This window comes from Paraburkholderia sediminicola (genome assembly GCF_046026895.1).
Classification (GTDB): Bacteria; Pseudomonadota; Gammaproteobacteria; order Burkholderiales; family Burkholderiaceae; genus Paraburkholderia; species Paraburkholderia sediminicola_C.
Map to the genome: position 1 here is coordinate 156099 of NZ_JAQQEU010000012.1, position 6212 is coordinate 162310.

5 protein-coding genes and 1 pseudogene are annotated in these 6212 nt (G+C 57.6%); 5 read left to right on the forward strand and 1 reads right to left on the reverse strand.

Features of this window, described 5'->3' with window-relative positions; genetic code table 11:
* Positions 1–10: 10 nt before the first annotated feature.
* Positions 11–445 carry a hypothetical protein gene (locus PQR02_RS11710; protein WP_408230042.1) on the reverse strand — a complete coding sequence of 145 codons (435 nt, stop codon included), beginning with the start codon at positions 443–445 and terminating at the stop codon, positions 11–13.
* A gap of 1011 nt (positions 446–1456) precedes the next feature.
* On the opposite strand from PQR02_RS11710, the pseudogene PQR02_RS11715 reads away from it, so the two are divergent.
* The 5 genes and pseudogenes from PQR02_RS11715 to PQR02_RS11735 form a co-directional block, all read left to right on the forward strand.
* Positions 1457–2175, forward strand: a pseudogene (locus tag PQR02_RS11715) (haloacid dehalogenase type II); the annotation flags it as partial.
* Positions 2176–2328: 153 nt separating this feature from the next.
* A complete protein-coding gene (locus PQR02_RS11720; RefSeq protein WP_408230045.1) occupies positions 2329–3246 on the forward strand; it encodes a DUF72 domain-containing protein in 918 nt (305 codons plus the stop codon).
* Between the two features lie 610 nt (positions 3247–3856).
* A complete protein-coding gene (locus PQR02_RS11725; protein WP_408230048.1) occupies positions 3857–4309 on the forward strand; it encodes a DUF3597 domain-containing protein in 453 nt (150 codons plus the stop codon).
* 144 nt (positions 4310–4453) lie between these two features.
* The gene (locus tag PQR02_RS11730; RefSeq protein WP_408230051.1) at positions 4454–4627 is read left to right on the forward strand and encodes a hypothetical protein; all 174 of its coding nucleotides are present in this window, start codon (positions 4454–4456) and stop codon (positions 4625–4627) included.
* A 647-nt stretch (positions 4628–5274) separates the two neighbouring features.
* The coding region (locus tag PQR02_RS11735; RefSeq protein WP_408230054.1) for a YihY/virulence factor BrkB family protein at positions 5275–6212 on the forward strand (938 nt) is incomplete at its 3' end.

Sequence of the window (6212 nt, forward strand, 5' to 3'; positions counted from 1 at the left end):
CGCAATCACCTCAAGGCTCCGTGAATGGTTGGCTTACGACAACGTCGTAATGCCACGCGCCCTCGTCGAGTCCGGAAAATCGCATGTCCGTCGTGAAATTGGGCACAAAGACCCGTGGGCTGCCTTGAATGCCTACCTTCACGAGATAACCGCCATCAAAGTTTCGGACAATTTCAACGTGCTGAATGAGGTTCGACAATTCGAACCCACCGTTCACGAGGTCAATCTTCTTTTCCCACTGAATGCTTTGAGTCGCATAGCGCGGCGCCAGTAGTATCCAAGGTGGCCCTCGACGCGCTTGCCGAGGGTGATAACTCATGTTCGCCTGGAGGTAGAAGAGGAACTGCGGCTCGTCCAGTTCATGTCCGAACGTCGCTGTCATTGCTGCCAGCCGCATGCCCACCTGCTGAGGATTGTCAAAGTAATTGTCTAGCCATGTTTCCATGATGCGCACCTCCGCGATGAGTTTGCATCACTGTTTTGGTTGGCGGCCGGGACGAGTCGCTTAAAAAATAGGCGGGGCTGCCTTGTAGCCTCATGCTGGCGCAAGCGGAACATTCGCCGTTGCCCACCGGCAGCTGCGGAGGCCCAGTTACCTATCGATGTAGGTAACTGGGCGCCGTCGATTGGCCATGAAAATTCATGCAGGCTAGCTGCCCTGATAGATATCGCAGGACAGCCCCACCACGCACGGGGCACCGTTTCTCGCTCTGCCACTGCCGCTGCTTCCGCCGGGCTGGGGTCCGTATCCCAGGTCAGGGGTGCGGTCCATAGTCGTGGCCGGCTGTGCAGTTGTCAGGGGTTGCGGGGAAGCTGAGGGGCCGCCGGTGCCCGAAGGTTGCATGTCCTGCGAATGGGCGGCTCCCGCAGCGAGCAGTGATACCGCACTGATTACAGCGAAAAGTTGCACTTTCATCTCGTCACCTCTTTCTCGTAAGCACCAGGCACGGCGGCCCGGTTAATTTCCGTGGTAAATATCACAGAACGTCCCCCCATTACAGGGCGCACCGTATCGTGTTCGGCCGCCCGGTGCCGTTCTGAACATCGGCATGCCACCCACCCGTCGGTGAAGGGGGAAGAAACTCGAAAACGCGGTCTTGTGGGGGAATGCGGAGCAATGTTGTCGGTGAATCGACGCGAGATTGCCGCGACACGAGTTCGACCGTGTGGATGAGGGTGCTGCGTCGCTAAATACGTATGTAGCTGATTAGCGCTGGCAGATAGGTGCTGAAGGGTCGCACGGAAGTCTGCACGTTATGACCTTGTGGGTCTGCAACGGCAAAAAGATTGCGTTGCTCAGTCAGTTATAGACCAATGACAGCAGGAAAATCAGACAAATGCGCCGTAGTTTTGGCATTTTGCGATTTGCAACACTCGGGACTAGAGGGGAGGCGCTGCCCGGCGCTGGTCAACTGGCACGTTCCGCACCGCAACAGGTTATTTATGGGTTTGTGACATGCCTGATAGCTCCCGAATCAAAGCTCTGCTGTTCGATGTCTTTGGGACAGTCGTTGATTGGCGAATCGGTGTCGCTCGCGATGTAGGTCAATTTCTCAACCGCCATGCTGTGTCGATTGACGCTTTCGAGTTCGCTGACGCATGGCGCCGCAAATACTCACCAGCAACGGAGGAGATTCGTAGCGGGCGGCGACCATTTGCCCGGCTTGACGTGCTGCATAAAGAAAACCTGCTCAAGGTCTTGACTGACTACGGTGTCGATATCGGTTCAATTTCTGGGTACGAACTCGACGAGCTGAATCACACTTGGCATCGCCTTGACCCGTGGCCCGACTCCGTTGAAGGGCTGTTGCGACTCAAGCGTCAGTTCATAGTTGCCCCGCTATCGAACGGAAACATCAAGCTGATGCTAAACATGGCCAAAAGGGCCGCGCTTCCTTGGGACGCCATCCTCGGTGCTGAAGTCGTTCGGGCATACAAACCGTCACCCTGGGTCTGCGTCGACACGGTCAAATCCTTGGTCTAAACCCCGCAGAGGTTTGCATGGTTGCCGCCCGTAACGGCGACCTGGCAGCAGCACGTCGGTGCGGGCTTAAAACCGCATTCGTCGTCAGACCAGTCGAACGTGGGCCGGCACAACAGAGCGACCTACATGCTGAGCAAGCTTGGGATTATGAGGTTGTGGACCTGAATGAATTGGCCACAAGGCTCGGTTGCCAGACCTGGTTCGGAGCCAATCACTACGGCCTCGCTCTCGGGGCTGTGTTCAGCGACATCCAGACGACTATTCCGCAGTTGGGGCACTGGGCTAGTTTGCGCGCGAGTGTGAATAGATTATAAGGGTGTAGTCTGCTCGGATTCGGAGGCGTCGTGAATATACTCTGCGGGTCCGCCGGCTGGACTGACAAGACGCTTATCGCGTGCAAGCGTTTCTATCCGACAGACTGCAGGAGCGCCGAGGCGCGGCTACGGTTCTATGCTTCGCAGTTCCCACTGGTTGAGGTCGACTCCAGCTACTACGGAATGCCTTCTGCGTCGAATTCAGCGTTGTGGGCGGAACGCACGCCTGGCGACTTCACGTTCGATATCAAGGCGTTCCGACTGCTGACGGCCCATCAGACCGTGCGAGAGGCTCTGCCGAAGGACATCGCGATGGCGATTCCGGAGACCGGCAAAAAGAACCTTTACTACCGCGATATCCCGGCTGAGGTCCTTGATGAACTCTGGCGGCGTTACCGCGAGGCGCTTGAGCCATTACGGCACGCCGGCAAACTTGGTGCAGTTCTTTTTCAGTTTGCTCCGTGGCTGACCTGCGGCCCTGAAGGAAACGCCCATGTCGAAGAGTGCGCAAACCGAATGCAGGGATACACGGTCGCGGTAGAGTTTCGCAACAGTTCGTGGCTGAATGACAAGCAAGCCTCCAGTACATTGGAGTTGCTCAGGCAATATAGGCTCGTACACGTAATCATGGATGCTCCTGGAGGGGTCACCAACCGTGCGCACACGGTGTGGGAAGTGACCAATCCCGACTTGGCGTTCGTGCGACTGCATGGTCGCAATGCAGATACATGGAGTGCGGCCGGGGGCGCAGCTGCCTCGGCGCGCTTCGACTACGACTACAGCGACGACGAACTGACGGAGTTATCTGAACCAATCCGCGACATCTCGAGCCGGGTGGTAAAGACGCACGTGATTTTCAATAACTGCCGTGAAGACCAGGGCCAGCGAAACGCGCGCACTCTTATGGATATACTTGGGAAATTCAATCAGCGGCATCCTGAATGTTAAAAAATTTATCGGCCGCGATGGCCGACAATCGATTCGTGTGCGGTCGAGCAATGCGGCATTGGCATTGGCTTAACGACGCGCCGGCCGTTCTCCATGACCATCGCGGCCGCGTAGTGACCCGGAAAAATCCGCGAGTCGCGCTGTTTAGTCTCTGTTCGTTGGATGTCATCAAGTTTGCCGAGGGTGCACGCGATTTTGCTGGTGGCTATTCGCTGACTCTCCGTTGCGGCTTGGTCATTTTTTGACTGAAGTGACCGGTCAGCGTCCGCAAGACGTTTCCGCTGCTTGAACAGCTCTTGTTCAAGCTTGGATATTTGCTCGGCATCGAACCGGTCGATGAGAGTGCTGATTTCGCGCTCTGCGTCCGTTTACGGCTCCGCAAAAGAGTCTTCTATCGCCTCCGGTATCTTTGCCCTCTTCCCGCCCTCCGCACGTTCGAAGAACAGGCGCGCGAACTCATGAATCTCCCTATCCTACAAACACCGCGCTGGGAATTCGTTTACGGGACGCGGCGCCATGCGGGGCGCCTGTAGGACGCGTTCTCCCTAGGCATGGCCGTTGCGCCGACCCAATGCCGCCTGCGTGGGCGGTTCGGCCCAAGGAGCGACAAATGAGCATATTTTCGACCATCCTGAACAAAATTTTTCCTCATGACCATCCGGCCAATGCGACCGCCGGCATGACAGCGTCGCCGACGGCACCTGCATCGCCCGCGCCGGGCAGCGCGGCAATACCCGCAGGACCTGCATCGAGGCCATCCACCGCCGGGGCACAACCATCGCAGCCAGCGGCTACTGCGATGCCGGAGGTGGACGTTGAGGCCGTCCTGACCCAGATGCAGGCAGGTAACGGCCAACAGCTGAACTGGCGAACATCCATTGTCGACCTGCTCAAGCTGCTGGGACTCGACAGTAGTCTCGAGGCGCGAAAGGAATTGGCCGCCGAGCTACATTACACCGGCAACGCCGAGGACTCTGCGGCCATGAATGTCTGGTTGCATCGGGAGGTCATGCAAAAGCTCGCACAGAATGGCGGCAAGGTGCCCGAGAACCTCAAGAATTGAACTGCGTAGGAAGGGGGCTCACGAGAGCGATGCCGCAGATGGGTCTGCGGCTCGCTACGCCATCGCAAGAAATTTGCGCCCGCTCCCCCGCTCGCGGAATACCCCTTGCTCGTATCAAATCATTCCACCCAGCCGGAGACTCGCATGGCTACCACCCCAAAGCAGCAGAACCCCGCAAGTGATAAGTCCGAGGAGGACCTTGACAAGGCGGTTGAAGACACATTTCCGGCCAGCGACCCACCTGCAACAGGTGGAACAACCCGGATTGAGTCGGAGGACGGCGAAGAAGCTGACGAAGACGGGCCTAATCCGCAGTAATCGCATACAGGCGAGAACATGTGTCGACGCTCTGAACTCTGAATACTGCTGGTAAGCGGGGCGATGCGCCGGTCCCGTACATCACCAAGCCTCGGGGGATTAGTAGGCAGCGTTCGCGGGCAGCTTTGACAGGTAGTACACGGAAACAGTCATGGACACAAATGGAAGCAACGAAAACACGCCGAGTGGTTTCGCACCGCCGCAAGCATCGGACACGTCGAGCTCAGTGCCTAGTAGTGTGCCGGCCCTATCCCCATCCACGAAGTATGATTTGCTCGACGGGCCGGTCGTGCTCGCGCAACCGCCTGTCCTTAGTAACTCAGTTCCGGAAGCGCGTTCCGGAAGTACAGAGTCTCGAGCGGCTGTCGAAGCTCCCAAACCGGCGCTCGACCTAGTGAAGGATGCGTTCACCGGCGCTATATCGGCCGTATCCAGCGGATACCGAACCGTCTCCGCCTCTACCGACGAATTCGCGCACGGCAGTCCATGGAAGTCCATTACCTTTGCGGCGCTCGGCGGCATCATTATCGGAATGCTGATAGCGCGATGATTGCGATGAGCCGAATCCGCTGACTGCTGGTCGAGCAGGAGCCTGGTTGGTCAAACTTCTTCTGGCAGCCTGGTAGGTTTAGCGTGAGAGGTTGTATATGTTGCGTGAAGTGAAGAATCAGGCCGTCCCGCGCAAGCCAACGTTAATGGCTATTGTGCGGACCGCAATCAGCAAATTCTCGGATGACCGCTGCTCCATGATGGGCGCAAGTATTGGCTTCTTTTCCGCATTTTCGCTCGCCCCAACCCTTCTTATCGTTCTTGCCGTCGCCGGTTGGTTCTTCGGTCCGGACGCTGCCAGGGGAAGGCTCTTTGACCAGGTCAAAGGCGTCCTTGGCAGCGATGCTGCGAGCGCAATGCAGACCCTTGTTGAGCACGCGCATCGGGCGAACGGAAGCGGTGTCGCGGCTGCACTATCCCTTGTCCTTGTAGCTGTCGGTGCGTCGGCAACATTTTCGTCGCTCAATACCGCTCTGGATGTCGTGTTTGCCGCCGAGTCGCCCAAAGGTATCGCCGGACTAGCGCTCCTGCTGCGCGCGCGTCTCGTTTCCTTCGGGATGGTCATGGGACTGGGTTTCCTGCTGGTCGTGTCTCTTGTACTGGACGCGGCCATACAGTTTGCCGGCCATGCCGTTTTTGGTGATTCCAAGCTGGTCGTGCTCGCGGCGGTAGGTGAATCAGTCTTCGGACTGGTGATACTCGCGATTGGGTTTGCTGCCCTTATTAAGTGGCTGCCAGATGCAAAGGTGCATTTTCGTCACGCGCTCATCGGCGGCATGACCGCATCGGTGCTCTTCACGGCCGGGAGGCATCTCTTCGGGTTTTATCTTGCTCACGCCGGCACCGCTAACTCGTTCGGTGCGGCCGGCTCTCTTGCCGTGCTGATGATGTGGCTATATTTTTCAGCCATCGTTTTCTTGTTCGGCTCGGAAATTTCCGCCTGTATCAGGGACGCGTCGCAAGTAAGGGGCGAAAATACTGCTGAACATTCCCCGCCGAAGCACGGCGCAAGCACGTTCAATCACGCCGGTCGCAA

What these genes read in the sequence shown, in the direction of transcription:
- PQR02_RS11710 (WP_408230042.1), bottom strand. Translation starts at nt 445, where the DNA reads ATGGAAACATGGCTAGACAATTACTTTGACAATCCTCAGCAGGTGGGC.
- PQR02_RS11730 (WP_408230051.1), top strand. Translation starts at nt 4,454, where the DNA reads ATGGCTACCACCCCAAAGCAGCAGAACCCCGCAAGTGATAAGTCCGAG.
- PQR02_RS11725 (WP_408230048.1), top strand. Translation starts at nt 3,857, where the DNA reads ATGAGCATATTTTCGACCATCCTGAACAAAATTTTTCCTCATGACCAT.